The sequence below is a fragment of the Companilactobacillus insicii genome, from assembly GCF_003946015.1.
Lineage (GTDB): Bacteria > Bacillota > Bacilli > Lactobacillales > Lactobacillaceae > Companilactobacillus > Companilactobacillus insicii.
Genome location: NZ_RHNU01000044.1, coordinates 1 through 17,704, shown reverse-complemented (window position 1 = coordinate 17,704; position 17,704 = coordinate 1). Strand labels below are relative to the sequence as shown.

The 17,704-nt window shown below is 35.6% G+C and carries 14 protein-coding genes; 5 read left to right on the top strand and 9 right to left on the bottom strand.

Annotated elements, in window-relative coordinates:
* Nucleotides 1-109 precede the first annotated feature (109 nt).
* Nucleotides 110-1,834 carry a phosphoenolpyruvate--protein phosphotransferase gene (ptsP, locus tag EKM79_RS11025; RefSeq protein ID WP_125568763.1) on the bottom strand — a complete coding sequence of 575 codons (1,725 nt, stop codon included), beginning with the start codon at nucleotides 1,832-1,834 and terminating at the stop codon, nucleotides 110-112.
* On the bottom strand, nucleotides 1,834-2,100 hold the full coding sequence (locus EKM79_RS11020; protein ID WP_125568761.1) for a phosphocarrier protein HPr: 267 nt from the start codon (nucleotides 2,098-2,100) through the stop codon (nucleotides 1,834-1,836). Before EKM79_RS11020 ends, ptsP begins: the two co-directional genes overlap by 1 nt.
* Before the next feature lie 296 nt (nucleotides 2,101-2,396).
* Between EKM79_RS11020 and EKM79_RS11015 the strand changes: the two genes are divergently transcribed.
* A complete protein-coding gene (locus tag EKM79_RS11015) occupies nucleotides 2,397-4,631 on the top strand; it encodes an ATP-dependent Clp protease ATP-binding subunit (protein ID WP_125568759.1) in 2,235 nt (744 codons plus the stop codon).
* Nucleotides 4,632-5,138: 507 nt separating this feature from the next.
* A complete protein-coding gene (locus EKM79_RS11010) occupies nucleotides 5,139-6,125 on the top strand; it encodes a MucBP domain-containing protein (protein WP_125568757.1) in 987 nt (328 codons plus the stop codon).
* Nucleotides 6,126-6,169: 44 nt separating this feature from the next.
* Here the strand turns inward: EKM79_RS11010 and EKM79_RS11005 are convergent, their stop codons facing one another.
* The 3 genes from EKM79_RS11005 to hisJ all read right to left on the bottom strand — a co-directional run bounded on the left by EKM79_RS11005 (nucleotide 6,170) and on the right by hisJ (nucleotide 8,916).
* Nucleotides 6,170-7,090 (bottom strand): AEC family transporter, encoded by a 921-nt coding sequence (locus EKM79_RS11005; protein WP_125568755.1) that lies wholly within the window; start codon nucleotides 7,088-7,090, stop codon nucleotides 6,170-6,172.
* Nucleotides 7,091-7,195: 105 nt separating this feature from the next.
* A complete protein-coding gene (gene hisA / locus EKM79_RS11000) occupies nucleotides 7,196-7,930 on the bottom strand; it encodes a 1-(5-phosphoribosyl)-5-[(5-phosphoribosylamino)methylideneamino]imidazole-4-carboxamide isomerase (protein WP_125568753.1) in 735 nt (244 codons plus the stop codon).
* A 149-nt stretch (nucleotides 7,931-8,079) separates the two neighbouring features.
* Complete coding sequence (gene hisJ / locus EKM79_RS10995; protein ID WP_125568751.1) at nucleotides 8,080-8,916, bottom strand: histidinol-phosphatase HisJ; 837 nt, start codon at nucleotides 8,914-8,916, stop codon at nucleotides 8,080-8,082.
* 219 nt (nucleotides 8,917-9,135) lie between these two features.
* On the opposite strand from hisJ, the gene EKM79_RS10990 reads away from it, so the two are divergent.
* A complete protein-coding gene (locus tag EKM79_RS10990) occupies nucleotides 9,136-10,086 on the top strand; it encodes a LacI family DNA-binding transcriptional regulator (protein WP_125568749.1) in 951 nt (316 codons plus the stop codon).
* A 391-nt stretch (nucleotides 10,087-10,477) separates the two neighbouring features.
* Here the strand turns inward: EKM79_RS10990 and rpoN are convergent, their stop codons facing one another.
* Nucleotides 10,478-11,776, bottom strand: a complete 1,299-nt coding sequence (gene rpoN / locus EKM79_RS10985) for an RNA polymerase factor sigma-54 (protein ID WP_125568747.1) — start codon at nucleotides 11,774-11,776, stop codon at nucleotides 10,478-10,480.
* A 101-nt stretch (nucleotides 11,777-11,877) separates the two neighbouring features.
* On the bottom strand, nucleotides 11,878-12,459 hold the full coding sequence (locus tag EKM79_RS10980; RefSeq protein ID WP_125568745.1) for a TetR/AcrR family transcriptional regulator: 582 nt from the start codon (nucleotides 12,457-12,459) through the stop codon (nucleotides 11,878-11,880).
* Nucleotides 12,460-12,615: 156 nt separating this feature from the next.
* On the opposite strand from EKM79_RS10980, the gene EKM79_RS10975 reads away from it, so the two are divergent.
* The gene (locus EKM79_RS10975) at nucleotides 12,616-15,180 is read left to right on the top strand and encodes a YhgE/Pip domain-containing protein (protein WP_125568743.1); all 2,565 of its coding nucleotides are present in this window, start codon (nucleotides 12,616-12,618) and stop codon (nucleotides 15,178-15,180) included.
* Between the two features lie 58 nt (nucleotides 15,181-15,238).
* On the opposite strand, the gene EKM79_RS10970 is transcribed toward EKM79_RS10975, so the two are convergent.
* Complete coding sequence (locus tag EKM79_RS10970) at nucleotides 15,239-16,384, bottom strand: glycerate kinase family protein (protein WP_125568741.1); 1,146 nt, start codon at nucleotides 16,382-16,384, stop codon at nucleotides 15,239-15,241.
* Between the two features lie 284 nt (nucleotides 16,385-16,668).
* On the opposite strand from EKM79_RS10970, the gene EKM79_RS10965 reads away from it, so the two are divergent.
* Nucleotides 16,669-17,511 carry an aldo/keto reductase gene (locus tag EKM79_RS10965; protein WP_125568739.1) on the top strand — a complete coding sequence of 281 codons (843 nt, stop codon included), beginning with the start codon at nucleotides 16,669-16,671 and terminating at the stop codon, nucleotides 17,509-17,511.
* Here EKM79_RS10965 and EKM79_RS12430 read toward each other — a convergent pair.
* Nucleotides 17,508-17,612 carry a branched-chain amino acid transport system II carrier protein gene (locus EKM79_RS12430; protein ID WP_281273228.1) on the bottom strand — a complete coding sequence of 35 codons (105 nt, stop codon included), beginning with the start codon at nucleotides 17,610-17,612 and terminating at the stop codon, nucleotides 17,508-17,510. The genes EKM79_RS10965 and EKM79_RS12430 overlap by 4 nt on opposite strands.
* Nucleotides 17,613-17,704: the final 92 nt, after the last annotated feature.

Below are 17,704 nucleotides of genomic sequence, written 5' to 3'. Positions count from 1 at the left end.
GGCATAAAAAAATCCACACCATTTCTAGTGTGGAAATTGCTCTAAGATGTCTCACCAATACTATTTGACATAGAGCCAAATCATTCAGCACCAAGCTATTCAATGTTTATTATTTGTTGATATATGATTCAACAAGTTTCTTGTTATCTTCGTTTGTGATTGATTCTTTAACTGCACGATCAGCTAATTCTTTAAGATCAGCTGTACTCAACTTCTTCATCAAACTTCTTACACGAAGTACAGATGTAGCACTCATTGAGTATTCATCTAGACCCATGCCAAGTAGCAATGGAACCATGATGTTATCACCAGCAGCTTCACCACACATACCAGCCCACTTGCCTTCTGCATGAGCTGAGTCAATAACATGCTTGACTAGTCTCAAGATTGAAGGGTTATATGGTTGGTATAGATATGAAACGTGTTCATTACCACGATCAGCAGCCATTGTGTATTGGATCAAGTCATTTGTACCAATACTGAAGAAGTCAACTTCCTTAGCAAATTGGTCCGCTAAAACAGCAGCAGCAGGAACTTCCATCATCATTCCTAATTGAATGTTGTCAGAAACTTCTACACCCTTTTCAACTAACTTAGCTTTTTCTTCTTCAAAGATCTTCTTAGCTGATCTGAATTCTGCCAATGTACCGATCATAGGGAACATGATACGTAATTGACCGAATGCGGATGCACGTAATAAGGCTCTAAGTTGTGTTCTGAAGATTTCTTGTCTGTCCAAACTAATACGGATAGCACGGTAACCTAAGAATGGGTTCATTTCTTCTGGAAGTGGTAGATATGGCAAATGCTTGTCACCACCAATATCCATTGTACGAACAACAACTGGCTTACCTTTCATACCTTCAAGAACTTTCTTGTATGCAACGAATTGATCATCTTCTGTAGGAAGTTCATCAGATTGCATGTACAAGAACTCTGTACGGTAAAGTCCGATACCTTCGGCACCATTAGCAATAACACCTTCTAGATCATCAGGTGTACCGATATTTGCGGCAATATCAAAGTGTTTGCCATCAGCAGTAACTGTGGCTTCATTCTTTAATTTTTCCCATTCTGCCTTTTGGTCAGCAAAATCTTTTGCCATCTTATCGTATTTCTTGATATCTTCATCTGAAGGGTCGATAATAGCTGCACCGTTAAGTCCATCAAGGATTACGGTTTGACCATCTTTAACGTCTCCAGTGATTGTGTTAGTACCAACAACAGCTGGTAATTCCAATGAACGTGCCATGATAGCTGAGTGGGCAGTACGTCCACCAATATCAGTAACAAATCCTTTAACATACTTCTTATTTAATTGAGCAGTATCACTAGGTGTTAAATCGTGTGCAACGATAATAACTTTGTGATCAATCAATGCAGGGTTTGGTAATTCTACACCAAGAAGATGAGCCATAACACGTTTTGTAACATCGCGTACATCGGCAGCACGTTCTTGCATGTAAGGATTATCAGTCATTCCTTCAAAAATTGCGATAAAGTTCTTTGACACATCGTCAAGTGCTTGTTCAGCATTAACTGTTTGGTCTTTAATCTCTTGCTCGATTGCACCTGTGAATTCTGGATCAGCCAAAATCATTTTGTGTGCGTCAAAGACTTGTGCTTCTTCCTCACCAAGTGATTCCTTAGCTACGTCTCTGATCTTTGTTAGTTCAGCATCTGATGTTGCGATTGCATCCTTTAAACGACTAACTTCGGCGTCAGCGTCAGAAATGCTCTTTTTATCGAAAGACAAATCTGGTTGAACTAAAAGGTATGCTTCAGCAGTAGCGATACCATCACTAGCTGCAATCCCTTTGATAGTTTTAACCATTATTCAGCAAGTCCTTCCTTTGTCATTGTATCTGAAATAGCAGTAATTGCATCAGCAGCGTCGTCACCGTCAGCTGTGATTGTAACATCAGCACCTTGGCCAACACCTAGTGACATAACACCCATGATTGACTTAAGGTTAACTGACTTGCCATTGAATTCAATGTTGATATCTGAAGCAAACTTGCTAGCAGCTTGTACTAACATAGTAGCTGGACGTGCGTGGATTCCTGTTTCTGCGATAATGTGAAATTCTTTCTTTTCCATAATATAAATACCTCACCATATTTTTAAAATTATTGTAGTATTCTACAAATATTCATTAACTAATTTACCATTATATAGTTTCTTTCACAAGAGCTTTACATAAAAAGCTCTCAATGAACCCTTTTATAATAAGTCATGCACCGCTTACATGCAAGCTATTTGAAAACGGATTAAATGCCTTGATAAATTCCTTTATAATTTACATAAATTTTTCAGGACTTAGCACTTGCATTATGAGAGTGCTAATTATATACTACCGTTGTATCCTGTATATTAGACAGAAAGGTGGGGTGCTAGTGCTTTGTCAAAATTGTCACAAAAATGAAGCAACAATTCATTTATATACAAGTGTTAATGGTCAACGTACAGAAATAAACCTCTGTCAGAATTGCTATCAACAACTACGAAATCAAGCTAACGAAGGTATGAATAATATGGCAGAAAATCCATACGGTTTTTCAAGTTTCGAAGACTTGTTCAATGCCTTGAACAACGGTGGCGCACAAGCTGCTAATGGCATTGGTCAACAACAAGGTCCACAAACACAAACTGGCGGTAACGGGGGTAACAACCGTGGTCGCGGTCGTGGAAATGGTGTGTTAGATCAATATGGTGTTGATTTAACAGAATTGGCTAAAAAAGGTCAAATCGACCCTGTTATCGGTCGTGATAAGGAAATTAACCGTGTAATTGAAATATTAAACAGAAGAACAAAGAACAATCCCGTCTTAATCGGTGAAGCTGGTGTTGGTAAAACAGCTGTTGTCGAAGGTCTTGCTCAAAAGATCGTTGACGGAGATGTCCCAGAAAAACTACAAAATAAACGTGTCGTTCGTCTAGACGTCGTATCACTAGTTCAAGGAACTGGTGTCCGTGGTCAATTCGAACAACGTATGCAACAATTGATCCAAGAATTACAAAAGAGTAAGGAAATCATCCTATTTATAGATGAAATCCACGAGATTGTCGGTGCTGGTAATGCTGAAGGTGGAATGGACGCTGGTAACGTCTTGAAACCTGCCCTAGCCCGTGGTGATCTACAACTAGTTGGTGCTACTACTTTGAATGAATACAGAACTATCGAAAAAGATTCAGCTCTTGAACGTCGTCTACAACCTGTTCAAGTTGACGAACCTTCTGTAGATGAAACTGTTCAAATTCTAAAGGGTCTCCAACCTAAGTATGAAGACTATCATCATGTGAAATACTCAAGTGAAGCTATCAAGGCTGCTGCAGAATTATCTGCACGTTATATTCAAGATAGATTCTTGCCTGATAAGGCTATTGACTTGATTGATGAAGCTGGTTCTAAGAAGAATCTACAAATCAATCATGTTGATATGGCTGATTTAGACAATAAGATTTCTGATGCGGAAGTTCAAAAACAGGCTGCTCTACGCAATGAAGATTACGAAAAAGCTGCATACTATCGTGATCAAGTAACTAAGTTCCAAGACATGAAGGATAGCGCTAAAGATAAACCAACAGATGAGAGTGTTATCACTGAAAAGAATATTCAACAAATCGTTGAAGAAAAAACTAACATTCCTGTTGGTGAGCTTCAATCTAACGAACAAGTTCAGTTAAAGAACTTGGGACCAGATTTGAAGAGTCACGTCATTGGACAAGATGAAGCTGTCGATCAAGTTGCTAAAGCAATTCGTCGTAACAGAGTTGGATTCAACAAGTCCGGTCGTCCTATCGGTAGTTTCCTATTTGTAGGACCTACTGGTGTTGGTAAAACTGAGCTTGCTAAACAATTAGCACGTGAACTATTTGGAACTGAAGACTCAATGATTCGTTTCGACATGTCTGAGTACATGGAAAAACACAGTGTGTCTAAGCTTATCGGTTCGCCTCCAGGGTATGTAGGTTACGAAGAAGCTGGTCAATTAACTGAACAAGTTCGTCGTAATCCTTACAGTTTGATTCTATTAGACGAAATCGAAAAAGCACATCCTGATGTAATGCATATGTTCTTACAGATTCTTGATGACGGTCGTTTGACAGATTCTCAAGGACGTACAGTCAGCTTCAAAGATACAATTATTATCATGACTTCTAATGCTGGACAAGGTTTGCAAGAAGCAAATGTTGGATTCGGTGCTGAAGCTACAGGTAACACACACTCAATCATCAATCGTCTATCCGAATTCTTCAAACCTGAATTCTTGAACAGATTCGATGGTATCGTCGAATTTAATTCATTAACTAAGGCTAACTTGATGAAGATTGTCGACTTAATGCTTGATGATACTAACTCAATGATTGCTGATCAAGGTTTAAGTATCCACGTTACAAGAGATGCTAAGGAAAAGCTTGTTGATCTAGGCTTCAATCCTAAGATGGGTGCTCGTCCATTGAGAAGAGTTATTGAGGAGCAAATCGAAGATAAGGTTGCAGACTACTTCTTGGATAATGCTCAAGAAAAAGAATTAGAAGCTAAGATTGTCGATGGTAAAATTACTATTGGTAAGTACAATAGCTCTAATACTCCAGCAACTGACAATTCGTCAACCGACGAAAGTTAATATATATAATAGGTAAAAAGGAATCGAGATTTGATGTCTCGATTCTTTTTTTGTGTTTGAAATTGATTCTACAAAACAGTTTATTCCTCCTTATCCGAAACGAGTTACACAAAATGGCTTCTTGCTCTTCTTTTCTCATATTCTCCTATCCGAAACGAGTTACACAAAATGGCTTCTTGCTCTTCTTTTCTCATATTCTCCTATCTGAAACGAGTTGCACAAAACAACTTCTTCCGCTTACTACGAATAGTGACTTCATCACTTTGTGATAAAGTCACTATTCTAGGTAATGCTCGGAAGTTCCCATTTTGTTCCACTCTCTGATTTCTTAAAATTTTCTTTAGTCTTCTTTATATTTCATTTAAGTTATCCTCATAACGGCTCAAGAGCAACTTTTACCCTACTTTACTATGTTAGAATTACAATAATAAAAAAGTACATTGAAGGGGTCTAACTATGGGGAAAACAAGAAAAAGAACCAGTTCCCCTAATTATGGGGACACAAATATGAACAACAATTTAGTTTCTTCAAAAGTAAAAAAAATAACTCGTAATGATGTTGTAGTGACTATCAATTATGTTGACTCAATTGGTAATCCGATCTCAGAACCAGTTACACTTCAAGGTCATTATATGGATGCTCTTGATATGCCTTGGAAGACCATTCCTGGATATGTCTTATCGTCTGTTCAAAACTTCCAACAATCATTCATCCCTAATTCTGATGGTATTTACCTAATCTATTTCAAACAAATAGCTGCACCTGTAGTTGTCTATCATAGAAATACCAATGGAGAATTAATTTCTGATCCTCAATTTCTATATGGTGAATTGAATAAGGATTATCAAGCCAAGCCACTGGCTGAAGCTGAACGATTCTTAGTAAATTACCCTAAAAAAGCTAAAGGACAATTTTCTAGTCAAGTTCAGGAATACGAGTTTGTATACAACACAATTCCTCTAGTCAGATATAAAATTGACAAGGATCTATTCATTAAAACAAATAATGACGTCAATGTCTTCGAGGAACCCGGTAGTAAAGTTCCACTTCAACTACCTATTCCACATGACTCAACTTGGCGAGTATACAAAGCACTCAAAGAAACATACAGCAATATTATTTGGTACAACTTAGGTGGAAGTACTTGGATTCCTAGTTCTGAAGAAATTACTCCAGTTGTTTTGAAGGAATATACCGCTAAACAAATCGAGCAGCAAAGACAATTGAATAATCCACTAAATGCAACTGCTAATAACATAAGTTATATTTATCAAATTATTGATAGTCGAAATATCAATCGTCCGGCTAAGATTCTTTATTATGAAGATCAAAATATAACTGCTTGGGAAACTCCATATGGGGTAATGGATAACAAACGTTACCGCGGAGCACAAGAGGTCTTCGTTAACCGTCTAATTCAATTAGACAATTACAGTGTGTGGGCAGAGCTAAAAGATGGTTATTACATCGAAAGTAAATATTTAAATCTCTAAACAAAAAACTCGTTACTGAAAATTGATCAGTAACGAGTTTTTTATTATAATACGAAACTTCCAATAGCAAATATTAATGGAATCGTAATTAAACTAAGAATTGTCGAAATACTCATAAGAGAAATTGCTGGTCCCGCATCACCATGGGCTTGTAACGTGAATAAAACAACAATTCCGGCAACCGGGCAAGCAGTCATAATGATAGTCGTATAATAAGCAATTCCCGTTACACCAAGAATCTTTAATAAAAAGACCATCATAATTGGAAACAGTAAATTTCTTAATATCAAAGTTAAACCAATATTCTTGTCTAACATATCACGGCTCAACTTGATGTTTGCTAGGCTATTACCGATAACAATCATTGATAATGGAGTATTGATTGATCCAACGTATTTTACAACCTCATTGAGAGTACCCGGTAATCGAAATGAAATTAAAAACATAATCAATCCCACAACAATTGCAATCAAATTAGGATTAAGCAAAACTTGTTTATAATCTATTCTTTCATCACTTCTAAACAACGAAACTCCATGTGTCCAACTGAAAATATTAAATCCAGCTAATGATACTACCGCAAAGAAAACACCAGTTGAACCAAATAGTGCACTGATCAACGGTATTCCCATAAATCCGGCATTAGAATAGACACTTCCATATTGAGTTATACGACGTAAATTCTCATTTTTTAGTCTACCAAAAACGAGCTTTGAAACAATAATAGCAATAACGTAAAAAAATAATATCCCTATGGCAACTAAAATAAATTGCTTGATACGACTACTAGAATAATCTTGCTCAAAAGCATTAATAATCAAGCACGGAGAAACCACGTAAAGTAATATATTAGTCAAATCATTAGAAGTCTGCGCATGCATAAACTTGAATCTATTAATAATAACACCAACTAACATCAAGCAAAACATCAATACAATTTGATTAGTTATTTGTCCTAAATTCATCGAATGATTTCCCTTCCTAAAAACAAAAAAAGAGTGATTAATTCACTCTCTATTATAACTATATATTAAATTACGTAATTCTTCATCGTTTGTTTTATTTTGAAGTTAAAAATCTTGTCGAATATTTTTGGCCACGTTGGCAACTTGTTCTAGTGTAATTGTTCCCTCATAAAGACCTTTGCCGATAATTACATCAGTCAATCCAAAAGCTTTAAGATGGTGCAGATCACGTAAATCTCGAATACCACCATTAGCAATAAAGTTAATATACGGTAAATCTTGCTTCAGTTTAAATAATAAATCTAAGTTTGGACCCATCATGGTACCGTCTCTTGATACATCAGTTACAATAAAGTGTTTTGCTCCACTATCGGCCATGACTTTTATTAAATTTTCCATTTCAACATTTAACTGATCTATCCAGCCATTAACGGCAACCTTTCCATCCTTGCCATCAACACTGATAACAATTCTTTCACTGCCATACTCTTCCAATAGTCTTTTAACAAAAATTGGTTCTTCAACCGCAGCTGAACCCACAACTATCCGATTAATTCCCATTTCGAGATAATCACGAGCAATACTATAATTTCGAATACCTCCGCCAGCTTCCACAAATCCAGAAAAACTTGTACGAATGTCTTTAATAAGCTGGTAGTTCTTAGGCTCCCCATCTTTTGCACCATCAAGATCAACAATGTGTATCTGATTCACGTCAAAAGAAGCAATCTTCTTAACTTGCTCCAAAGGATCCTTATTAATCAAAGTAACTTGCTTATAATTTCCCTTAAATAATCTGACACTCTGCCCATTATGCAAATCGATTGCTGGAAAAATCATACTTCCACCACTTCCCTATTATCCTGAAAAAAATCCTCCTAACCAATGAGTTAAGAAGGACTTGTTATTTACACTATAATTAAAATAAAATTAAGTTATTTAATAATTATTTAATCTAAAACTAATAATAGGTGTTAATCGTTGCTATGTCAAGCTAAATCAGCAGATGCAATTAGGTGTTGACCGCGTCCAACAGCCATTATATTATGCGCATCTGAACCATATATCATTGGTATTTCTAATTTTTTGGCTATTTGAATTATTTGTTTTCCCGGATAAAAATCATTACAAAATGGTTTATACAACCCTGACAAGTTCAAATCTAATTCTCTATTTTGGTTTTTGATTTCTTTGAGTATCTCAATGATCAAATGCTGATTAAGTTCATCATATTCTTCATTTAAATGAAAATAATCCTGAAACTTTTTAACTAAACTCATATGGCCAATTCTTTGTGGACGATAATCACCCAAATCTGCTTCAATCGATTTTTTTACAGTCTCATAATAATGATTAAATATATGCTGAGGATTATCCAAATATTGTTCGAAACCTTCTAAATAAGTGTCAGTATCGTAATCAATACACCACTGCTTATGTCCTTTACCTTCCATAAAGTGAACTGACAAAATACTTTCCTGTGTTTGCGGACCATACTCGTTCAAAAAATCTCTCGTCCAATCTTCGAACCTTTCTAAGTAATCAACTTCAAATCCAATGGAAATTTTCAATTCTGATTTATATTTATCTTGGAGTCTTTTGGCCTCTTTCATATAATAAGGTAAATCGGTTAAACTCATTGCACCAGTTGAAAATCCAGCTGGATTTCCAGCATAAACATTCTTAAAATCATTTGGTAATGGAGCATGATCAGTAATACAATATTTTTTCATTCCTAATTGTATGGCGCGTAAAACCATTTTTTCAGCGGGTTCACCACTACCGTGAGGGCAAAACTCTGTATGTGTATGTCCATCTAAAAGCATTCGATTGCTCCTTTTTTGTTTAAAATTTATCGTGAAAAGATTAATCTTGACGTGGAACGCGTTCCACAATTTAAACTATATCTTAGTAGACGAATTTTGTACTCTATTATTTTGATAGAATTACTAGATAGAGCTTACACATGAAATTGAAATAACTAATATTATAAAATACATATTTTCTCTAACAATGGCACAAACAATCTTCCCGAGGTGTAGCATATGGATATTCATGATATTGCAAAAATAAGCGGTTATTCATCATCAACTGTTTCTCGTGTTATTAATAATCGTAATTACGTTTCAGAAAAAGCACGTCAGGACATTCAACGTGTGATTAAAGAATTCGATTACGTACCCAATGAAGTTGCGCGTGATTTAAGTAAAGGAAAAACTCACAATATTGGTGTCGTACTTCCACACACTTCGCATCCCTATTACACGCAATTAGTTGAGGGCATAATGAGTGCTGCCTTTCCAGCGGGTTATAGAATTGTAATGCTCCCTTCCAAGTTCGATGCGGATATCGAGATGAATTATCTCAATAGATTACGTCGCAAAGCATATGACGCTATTATTTTCACATCTCACGGTATTCCCATCAAAGAGTTTTTAAAATATCAACAATACGGATCTATTGTGATTTGTCATAATCCCGGTGATTACAACATTGCAGCGGCCTATGCTGAACGTGAAGAATCATATAAGGCAGCGTTTCAATGGATACAAGCACAAAAATACCAAAAGATTGCCATTCTACTCAGTCGTCCTTACGAGGTAAGCTCTACCGCACAAAAGACATTTCAAGCATATCGACAGATCTTTAACTCCAATCCAGATAAGCGTTTATTAAATACCAAAATAACAACCTTTGAAGATGGATATAATGCTGCATCACAGTTCCACAAAGAAAACTATAAACCAGATATTTATTTTACTAACGGTGATGACATTGCAGCTGGAGTTAGACAATTTCACTTAGATAATAACTTACCTATACCCAAATTAATTGGTCAAGAAAATCAACTGTCAGGTAAAATTCTCAATATCCCCACAATTAATCATAATTTCCACAAAGTTGGAAAACTAGCATTTGAATTAGCGATAAATAATGAAATTAAACAATTGCCTGTTGAATCAGAGTTTATCTTCAGAAATCAAGAGAAGTTGTGACATAACCATTCTGGTCTCTAATATGCAGCATAAACGCGCAACCAAGCATAGCTTTTTCTGCTAAAAACAAAAGACTCCAGTAATCCAGTTACAGAACTGAATATAAAAAGGGCTAGATATTTTTTTCTTGGTATAAATCAAGAAAAACATCTAGCTTTTTTATATATTCAATTTCAAATAATATAGCATTTATTTAGTTACATCACATAAAAAATAACAAACGTATTAGTCTCTGGATGTAAGTAATGTTGGCTGCAGTGAAGGTGGTGTAATGGCTCCAAGCGGTTCCCACAGCGGCAATATTTCTTGTACCCAGAGACGGCAATCGAGAAAGAAACAAAATTCTTTGCCTTAATGCTCGAGAGCTGCCCATGTTTTGTTGACGCTCTTTTTAAAGAATTTTATCATTTTTGCGTTTACTTGCAGTTGGAATCTCTAACTGCTCACGATATTTGGCGACGGTTCTTCTTGCAACTTCAGAACCCTTTTCTCTTAACAAGTCTGAAATTTTTTGATCACTCAATGGCTTATCCTCGTTGTCGATCAATTCTTTGATTTGTTGCTTAACCTGATCAACCGAACGATTCTCGATACCTGCAGCAACTTTACTACGTCTAGAGAAGAAATGCTTCAATGCAAATAGTCCAAAGTCAGTTTGAATATACTTGCCATTGATTGCACGACTTACTGTGGATTCACTCAATTGCAACTTTTGAGCAACATCACGTAGTAACAATGGTTCCAAACTACCTGATTCTTGAGTGAAGAACTTGTACTGTTTCTTAACAATCACTCTTCCAATCATAGAGATAGTTTTAATACGACGTTCCAAATTATATTCAAGTACTTGGTATTGATCGTACTTTTGTTTGATATATTTCTTAACGTCATTATCCACAGTCTTAGACAATAAATCATAAGTTTCTTCTGCAAAGATAAGTTGTGGTTGGCCATATCTCGTCATTGATAGACTCAACTTACCGCCATTATTTTTGACCTGCAATTCAGGAACAACATATTGCAAGTCACTGCCGTTATAGCGTTCGCCAGGTGCACCAGATAATGACTTGATATAATCGATATTATTTCTCAGTGTTTCCTCATCAATATCGAGTTTTTTCATAATCTCTTGCCAATCGTGTGCTACAACTAAATCAAAATACTTATTCAAAATTTCCTCAGCATATTTAGGAGAATCTGAATCTGCCTGTGCTTGTAAAAACAGACATTCACGTAAATCATGTGCTCCCACCCCAGGTGGGTCTAATTGTTGCAATAAAGTCTTGGCATCCAATAGCATGATCTTATCGACTTTTAATTCTTTAAGGATTTCCTTATCCGTTAATGGCAAATAACCATTTGGATCGAGTTGTTCTACTAAATAAATAACTAAATCACGTAAGGGAGTACTTCTCATCGTTAATTGAACTTGATCCAACAAATATTCAAACAATGATTGATCATTATCTCTAAGTTGATATGATTGATTATCCCTAGTTCCCTGCATAAACGGAACATCTAAACTAGTATGCACATCGAATAAAGGATTTTCCAAGCTGATATCCTTCAAGTATTCGCTAAGATCAATCGCATCAGATTGTAACATCAAAATGGATTGACGCATTCCTTGGGTTAAAGATAATTTTTGAGATTGTCGCTGGCTCAATTGCGGTCCTTGTGTGAGTTGCATAATACATGCCCTCCTTTCGGGTCAAAATCATTTTCTATGAATCATTCTTCAAAATTAATGATAGCGCTTTTCATCTGTTTTGTAAGTATTTATTTAAAACATCATAAACTATTATTCTTACTCAAAAAGGTCTTCAATCCGGACTGATCCAGTCGAATAATCCTATCTTTGAACTCATCCCGACTCATATTAACATCACTATTTATCCTTAATCTAAATAACATCATGGTATTGCGAATCATAAAACTCGAACTTATAAAAGCATCAGCACTACTAATGCGATATGACTCTCCTATTGCCGCGGCCAAACTGGCAGACACCTTGGATTCTACCTTTCGTGACAAAAAGCTATATTCAGCAGAGGTAATCATAAAAGTATAAAAATCTCTAGATTGTTCAAAAAAATCAAAAATCTTATCAAAAATAATTCCTGGTTCAGACAGGGTTTTGCTCATAGGCCTTACTACAATGATATTTATCAATTGATCAGCAAGTTCATCTACAAAGGTGTCAGCAAAATCATCAATTGAATCATAATGTAGATAAAATGTCTTGCGATTCACATTGGCCTTTTTAGTCAATGCTTGAACGGTAATATCGTGATACCTTGTGTTTCTAGCCATCTCACGAAATGCATCCTTCAAAGCCGCAGTTGTTTTTTTGACTCTAAGATCTTCACTCATAAAAGTTACGCCTCACTTACAACGATTATGTGTATTAATACTCAGATGTGGTAAATCTGGTGTAGTAATCACATTTCATAAAAGTTAATCTTTCTACACAAGTGAGTATTAATTTTACTCACAGTATAATACTTTTTATGAGATGTAGGTGGAACTATGTTAAAAGCTGAATGGAAATATATTCTAAAACACAAATTCATGTTAGCAGTCTTAATTGTCATTATGTTCATCCCCTCGATATACTCCGTTACCTTTTTAAAATCAATGTGGAATCCATATCAAGAATTAAACAAGATTCCTGTTGCTGTAATCAACGAAGATAAATCGGTTAAATATCAAGGAACTAATTTGGCCGTGGGAAATAATTTAACATCCAATTTAAAAAAATCATCCGCAATGGATTTTAAAATCATCAAAAGTAAAACATCTGCCAAAAAAGGCTTAAAAAATGGAAAGTATTATATGATAATTACTATTCCCAAGAATTTTTCAAAAAATGCTACAACTCTGATGAACAAGCATCCTCAGAAAATGATTCTAAAGTACGAAACCAGTGCCGGGCATAATTACACTGCTTCAAAAATGACGGCTAGTGCTGCTAAACAAGTAGCTCAAGAGGTATCGCAAGAAGTTACTAGAGATTATTCAAAAACGATGTTTGCGGATATCAAAAAGCTTGGCAATGGCATGAATTCTGCATCTAAAGGCAGTGCCAAAATTATTTCAGGTGATAAGAAATTGGCAACTGCCAACACGACAATCACTGAGGGTTTGAACCAATTATCAACAAGTTCTCTAACATTCTCAAATGGTTCCAACACTCTAAATCAGGGCTTAGACGCATACATTAAAGGTGTTGATCAATTAGCAAACGGTAGTAATAACTTGGCTACAGGAATTAGTCAGCTATCAGGCAAGACATCCATTTTAGCTAACGGTGTTGGGCAAATGACTAGTGGATCATCTAATCTAAATTCCGGAATTCAAAGTTATACCAATGGTGTCGATCAGTTGAACTCATCGACCAAGTCATTAAGTCAAGGATCAAATTCATTGGCTAATGGAGCCAATACATTAAATAACAGTTCCAATACTCTTAATTCAGGAATGGAGAAAATCTATTCTGCTAGTTCACAACTAACGGCTCAATTACAAAAAGTCAGTGATGGATTATCCAACAATTCTAATGACATGAATAAATTGAATTCTTCAATCTCTGATTTAAAAAATGCTTTGTTCGCTAATGACCAATCAACCACAATTAAGTCTGATTTAAATACATTACAAAAAAGCTTAGATGACAATAATTCTGAGCTTCAATCAAAGGTATCCAATATTGCTGATGAACAAGGACTAACTTCAACTCAAAAGTCAGCAATATTATCAGCAATTAGCGAAAACAATACTGCAACTATTACCCAAGCTGCTAACTCTTTGAGCAAAGACATAAATAATTTATTAGACACACAAAATGCTTCAATCAGAAGTTTAAATAACATCCAAGACTTACTATCTGCAAACTCTCAAACAGATTTAACGAATGTAATTAGTCAACTTACCGCCGGTTCAAAACAATTAACCACAAATATTGGAACCGCAACAAATGGTATAAATTCATTGAATAATGGCATCTCACAATTATCAACTAATTCCAAAACAATAGCATCTGGAACAGATCAACTGGCTAGCGGTACTAGTCAATTGGAAAATAGTAGCAACACTCTAGTTTCTGGTTCAAGCTCACTAACAAGTGGAATCAATTCAATGGACAGTCAAATGCCAGCGCTCCAAGATGGAATATCACAATTAAATAATGGTGCTGATCAATTAAACTCTGGATTGAACAAGTTAACAAATAGTGACTCAGTACTAACTTCAGGTTCAAGACAACTAACTACTGGAGCAAACCAAATTACCAATGGAACAAATGCCTTAGCAACCGGATCTTCACAATTGGGTACTGGAATATCCCAAGTAACTTCAGGTGATAATGCTTTATCCAACCAGCTCGCCATTGGCGCAAAAAAGGCCAAAGTAAACCCTAGCAAACTAACTTATAATCAAATCGCTAAACCCGCAACAACAAAACATACCGAGCATGATGATGCTCCAAATAACGGAACTGGTATGGCTCCATACATGTTATCTGTATCATTGTTTGTAGGAGCATTAGCCTTCAACATGATGTTTGACACTTACTCCCCAAGAAAGTACCCACGTAGTGGAATAAACTGGTGGTTTAGTAAAGCATCTGTTCAATTAATATTTGCTACATGTGAAACAATTATTGTTTTCGGATTGTTATGTATTATTGATGGCTTGGCCCCGATTCATCCCTTTGCCACGTTTGGTATGATTCTCTGTACGGCTCTAGTCTTCATGTCAATAGTCGGTTGGCTAAACTTAGTTTTAGGAAAAGTTGGAGCATTTCTAAGCATGATTCTGTTAGTACTACAATTAGGAGGATCAGCTGGAACTTATCCAATTCAATTGTCTAACGGATTCTTCAATACCATCCATCCTTGGTTACCAATGTCATACAGTGTTTCAGGGCTAAGAGAAACACTAATGATTGGTAATTCAGCAATACCTGAGATGATAATATTATTGTGTATAACAGCACTATTTTCCGGAATGAGCATACTATTCTTCATCCGCCGTAGATCAAGAATTAAGAAGATTGACTTTACCAAAGAAGCTGCCGAAAAATCATTAACATAAAAAAATAGCTATAAGGAGTTTATCAATTGATGATAATATTCCTTATAGCTATTTTTTGCTACTTACTGTTTACTTTCTTAATTAATCGGCCAATGTTTTCAGATACTTGTTCAATATTTATACTAGAATTTTCTATTGCTTTATTTAAATTTTCTACGCCAGGAACACACGTAAATATCGCATCAATCCCTAATGGATACAATTCTGATATTTTATCCCCAACGCTACCAGCAATTCCAATCACAGTTGCATTCGGATTAACTTCTTTAGTGATTTTGCTAACACCAATTGGGGTTTTACCGAATTTCGTCTGAAAATCCATTTGACCTTCTCCAGTAATTACCACATTAGCATCTTTAACTTGTTCTTTGAGTCCAGTGTAATTAACCACAATGTCCACACCTGATTGAAGTGTAGCGTTAGTAAATGCCAATAATCCTGCACCTAAACCTCCAGCAGCACCAGCTCCCGGAGTCATTTCTAAGTCCTTACCAATATCACGTTTAATTATCGAAGCGTAATGTGACAATGCCTTATCTAAAAACTCAATCATTTCTTCATTAGCACCTTTTTGCGGTCCAAAAACATGGGATGCACCATTCTCTCCAGTCAAAGGATTAGTAACATCTGATGCAACAATGATTTTTACATCTTCCAATTCTGGCATCAGTTCACTAGTGTCAATCTTAGCCAACTTCTCTAATAAAGCACCACCGTATTTGAGCTCTTCACCCTTTTTGTCCAATAAATGTGCGCCGAGAGCCTGAGCCATTCCAGCTCCACCATCATTAGTAGCCGAGCCACCGATACCAATAATAATTGTTTTAGCTCCGTGTCTAATTGCTGCTTTCATCAATTGTCCTGTCCCATAAGTCGTTGTAACATAGGGATTCTTGGTAAATTCATTAACGAACTGAATCCCTGACGCTTCAGCCATCTCGATAATAGCAACTTGACCATTATTAATTAATCCATAATGTGCATCAGTTGTTACCCCTAAAGGATTAACGACTTTTTCAGTTAATATTTCACCATTCTTAGCATCCACTAACGACTGAACTGTACCTTCACCACCGTCAGCCATCGGTACTTTTACAAATTCAGCTTCTGGATAGACTTTTTCTAAGCCATTTTGCATTGCTTGAGCAACCTGCTTAGCAGTTAAAGAATTTTTGAAAGAATCTGGAGCCAATACAAATTTCATTTTAATATCCCCTCACTACATCTAAAATAATCTACCATACAATATGTGACAACCACCCAATATATAATTTACTATTCAGTTGACAAAACGTCCTTTTCCTTCACAAACAATTGTAATATCACAAAAACGTCGACACAACCGCCTATCTGCCGCGGTATCATTAATTATTTTTTAACTAAAATTACCAAATAAAGGAATTTAGATTTACACAACATAGATGAAACCTTTAAACTGTATGTGAATTAGTTTATAAATGAAGTCACTAAATTATAGGAGATCAAATTATGCGACAAATACAATTTAATGGTCAAAAAACTTCTATTATCGGTATGGGCACTTGGCGTATCGGTGAATCCGATGAAAAAAAAGATTCTGAAATTGATACGATTAGATATGGTCTAGATCATGGAATCAACGTTATTGATACTGCAGAGATGTATGGTGAAGGTGCATCAGAAAAACTAGTCGGCGAAGCCACAAAATACTATGATCGTACAAAGTATCAACTTATTTCTAAATTTTATCCTTATCATGCAACCCCTGAATTAATAAAAAATAGTCTGCATAATAGTCTAAAAAGACTACAAACAGACTACTTAGACGTATATTTACTACATTGGCGTGGTGATACACCATTAGAGGAAACAATATCAGGATTAGAAGAGGTAAAAAAAGCCGGCTATATCAAAGAATGGGGTGTCTCCAACTTCGATATCGACGACTTAAAAGAACTAATCTCACTACCAAATGGTGATAATTGCAAAGTTAATCAGAATCTATACAACATTGAAAGCCGCGGAGTAGAATATAACGTTCTCCCTTGGCAAAAAGAACATAATATTTCATTCATGGGATATTCTCCATTCGGATCTGATAAAAATTCTTACTTACATCCCAAACAAATAATCAAAGAATTAGCGGATCAAAAAAACATAACCGTTTTCCAACTTCTCTTAGCATGGGCAATTAGAAATAATAACGTATTGAGCATTCCAAAAACCAGTTCTGTAGAACATCTAAAAAGCAATTTGAAAGCAGTTGACGTATCATTTACCAATGACGAATTAGAATTACTAGACAGATTCTATCCTGCACCAATTCATGCTGTACCACTAGATACTATTTAATCTCTCAAAATCTTAGTAAGAATATAGCCTATTATCAATCCTATCAAAGCCGGTACTATCCATCCCAAGCCAAGATTAGAAAATGGTAAGAGGCTATTTATTTTAATTAAAAATCGTGAAGTGCCCTACAATTGTTAGACAAGAAATCTAACGATTGTAGGGCATTTTTTATGACAAAATATGATCCAATCTT

What these genes read in the sequence shown, in the direction of transcription:
- hisA (WP_125568753.1), bottom strand. Translation starts at nt 7,930, where the DNA reads ATGATTTTTCCAGCAATCGATTTGCATAATGGGCAGAGTGTCAGATTA.
- EKM79_RS10975 (WP_125568743.1), top strand. Translation starts at nt 12,616, where the DNA reads ATGTTAAAAGCTGAATGGAAATATATTCTAAAACACAAATTCATGTTA.
- EKM79_RS11020 (WP_125568761.1), bottom strand. Translation starts at nt 2,100, where the DNA reads ATGGAAAAGAAAGAATTTCACATTATCGCAGAAACAGGAATCCACGCA.
- EKM79_RS10980 (WP_125568745.1), bottom strand. Translation starts at nt 12,459, where the DNA reads ATGAGTGAAGATCTTAGAGTCAAAAAAACAACTGCGGCTTTGAAGGAT.
- EKM79_RS11010 (WP_125568757.1), top strand. Translation starts at nt 5,139, where the DNA reads ATGAACAACAATTTAGTTTCTTCAAAAGTAAAAAAAATAACTCGTAAT.
- EKM79_RS10970 (WP_125568741.1), bottom strand. Translation starts at nt 16,384, where the DNA reads ATGAAATTTGTATTGGCTCCAGATTCTTTCAAAAATTCTTTAACTGCT.
- EKM79_RS10990 (WP_125568749.1), top strand. Translation starts at nt 9,136, where the DNA reads ATGGATATTCATGATATTGCAAAAATAAGCGGTTATTCATCATCAACT.
- EKM79_RS11005 (WP_125568755.1), bottom strand. Translation starts at nt 7,090, where the DNA reads ATGAATTTAGGACAAATAACTAATCAAATTGTATTGATGTTTTGCTTG.
- hisJ (WP_125568751.1), bottom strand. Translation starts at nt 8,916, where the DNA reads ATGCTTTTAGATGGACATACACATACAGAGTTTTGCCCTCACGGTAGT.
- rpoN (WP_125568747.1), bottom strand. Translation starts at nt 11,776, where the DNA reads ATGCAACTCACACAAGGACCGCAATTGAGCCAGCGACAATCTCAAAAA.
- EKM79_RS10965 (WP_125568739.1), top strand. Translation starts at nt 16,669, where the DNA reads ATGCGACAAATACAATTTAATGGTCAAAAAACTTCTATTATCGGTATG.
- ptsP (WP_125568763.1), bottom strand. Translation starts at nt 1,834, where the DNA reads ATGGTTAAAACTATCAAAGGGATTGCAGCTAGTGATGGTATCGCTACT.